Annotated in this window: 2 protein-coding genes; both read right to left on the bottom strand. The window is 68.3% G+C overall.

All coding sequences use genetic code 11. The features are described from left to right. Positions 1-528, bottom strand: a 528-nt coding sequence (gene pgl, locus AS93_RS0116375) for a 6-phosphogluconolactonase (RefSeq protein ID WP_027591604.1), incomplete at its 3' end; no start/stop codon positions are given. A 17-nt stretch (positions 529-545) separates the two neighbouring features. Next, complete coding sequence (gene edd / locus AS93_RS0116380; RefSeq protein ID WP_027591603.1) at positions 546-2,384, bottom strand: phosphogluconate dehydratase; 1,839 nt, start codon at positions 2,382-2,384, stop codon at positions 546-548. Positions 2,385-2,582: the final 198 nt, after the last annotated feature.

The raw sequence follows: 2,582 nt of genomic DNA on the forward strand, positions 1-2,582 counted from the left end.
CGGTGCCTGCATGGGCAGGCACCGACGGCTGCCTTCCGGATCGAGGGCCTGCGCCAGGTTCGGGCTGTCGGGGAACAACGAGGCGGTGTGGCCGTCCTCGCCCATGCCGAGCACCAGCACGTCGATGGGTTGCGGCAGCGCCTCGAGGGCGGACTCGGCGGCCTCGGCGGCCGCCTCCAGCGAATCGGCAGGCTGATGCAGGCCGATGAACGACGCCGAGGCGGCGCGCCCCTGCAGCAGATAGTTGCACACCAGGTACTCGTTACTCTGGGTGCTGCGTGGATCGACCCAGCGCTCGTCGGCCAGGCTCACCACTACCTGCGACCAGTCCAGCTCGGCGCGGGACAGGCACTGGAAGAAGGCCACCGGGCTGCGCCCACCCGAGACCACCAGGCTGGCGCGCCCATGGCTTTCAATCGCCTCGCGCAAGGCCTCGGCCACCGTTTCGGCCAGCTGCTGCGCACTGCGTGCCGCATCGCTGTGGCTGTGCGCCACGACATCGAGCGGCAGATCCAGTAGATAAATCACATCGACTCCTCTTGTTTTCAGGCTTGGCGCAACTGTTCCAGGCGGGCGCTGAACACGCTGGCGCCCTGCTCCGCCGGACCGAAGGCCGCGCGCATGAAGGCAAACAGCTCGCGGCCGCTGCCCACGCCAGGATCCGGCGGCGGCGCCAGCGGTGAGCGGGACTGCCATTCGGCCTCGTCCAGCAGCACTTCCACGCGCCCCTGCTCGCCGTCCACGCGGATGATATCCCCGTCACGCAGCCGCGCCAGCGGGCCGCCCTCATGGGCCTCGGGATACAGGTGGATCGCCGCCGGCACCTTGCCGGAGGCGCCGGACATGCGCCCGTCGGTGACCAGCGCCACCTTGTAGCCACGGTCCTGCAGCACGCCGAGGAACGGCGTGAGCTTGTGCAGCTCGGGCATGCCATTGGCGCGCGGCCCCTGGAAGCGCACCACGGCGACGAAATCACGCTCCAGCTCACCAGCCTGGAAGGCGGCAGCCAGTTCGGCCTGGTCGGCAAAGACCCGCGCCGGCGCCTGCACCACGCGGTGCTCGGGCGCGACGGCGGAGATCTTCATGATGCCGCGCCCCAGGTTGCCCTCCATCAGGCGCAGGCCGCCCTCGGCGGCAAAGGGTCGGACCACCGGGCGCAGGACGTTCTCGTCCAGGCTCGCCGCCGGTGCCGGTCGCCAGGCCAGCTCGAGGGTCTGACTGAGCAGATACGGTTCCTGGCGGTAGGCGTGCAGGCCCTGCCCCATCACCGTGTTGACATCGGCGTGCAGCAAGCCGGCGTCCAGCAGCGTGGCCATCAGGAACGGCGTGCCGCCGGCCGCGTGGAAATGGTTCACGTCGGCACTGCCGTTGGGGTACAGCCGGGCGAGGGTGGGCACCACGGCTGACAGCTCGGTCATGTCCTGCCAGTCCAGCAGGATGCCGGCGGCGCGGGCGATGGCCGGGATGTGCAGGCTGTGGTTGGTCGAGCCGCCGGAGGCCAGCAGCGCGACCACCGCATTGACAATGCTCTTCTCGTCGACGATCTCGCACAGCGGCAGGTAGCTGCCGCTGTGCCGCGTCAGGCGGGTGACCTGCCGCGCCGCCTCGGCGGTCAGTTCGTTGCGCAGCGGCGTGTAGGGCGTGACGAAGGACGAGCCGGGCAGCTGCAGGCCCATCACCTCCAGCATCACCTGGTTGGTGTTGGCGGTGCCGTAGAAAGTGCAGGTGCCGGGGCTGTGGTAGGACTTCATCTCCGACTCGAGCAGTTCCTCGCGGGTTGCCTTGCCTTCCGCGTACAGCTGGCGCACCGCGGCTTTCTTCTCGTTGGACAGCCCGGAGGGCATCGGCCCGCCGGGAATGAAGATCACCGGCAGGTGACCGAAGCGCAGCGCACCGAGCAGCAGGCCGGGGACGATCTTGTCGCAGATGCCCAGGCACAGCGCCGCGTCGAACAGGTTGTGGGACAGCGCCACGGCAGTGGACATGGCGATGACTTCGCGGCTGGAAAGGCTCAGTTCCATGCCCGCCTCACCCTGGGTCACGCCATCGCACATGGCCGGCACGCCGCCGGCGAACTGGCCCACCGAGCCAATCTCGTCCAGCGCGCCCTTGATGATCGCCGGGAAGTACTGGTACGGCTGGTGTGCGGAAAGCACATCGTTGTAGGCCGAGACGATGGCCACGCTGGCCTGATCGGGCAGGCGCAGCCGCTGCTTGTCGGAGCGGGAACAGCCGGCCATGCCATGGGCCTGGTTGGCGCAGGGCAGCGAGCTGCGCCGCGGCCCCCTGTCCGCCGCCTCGCGCATCTGCGCCAGATAGGCGGCACGCGTGGGCCGGCTGCGTTCGATCAGCCGCTGGGTGATGGCTTGAATAACGGGATGCATGGGGAGCTCCTGAAAGGTACGACACAGTGCGGTGCTGCCATGCCAGTCAGACTAACGCAGATTCGCCGCGAAGGAACCGCCACCCGCCACGAGGCACCATGGCCTGTTGACTTCCCGTTTTCAATCAGTAAGATACGCGGCGCTGTTCCGCGATAGCTCAGTCGGTAGAGCAAATGACTGTTAATCATTGGGTCCCTG

It is taken from the genome of Pseudomonas sp. RL (assembly GCF_000647775.1).
Classification (GTDB): domain Bacteria; phylum Pseudomonadota; class Gammaproteobacteria; order Pseudomonadales; family Pseudomonadaceae; genus Serpens; species Serpens flexibilis.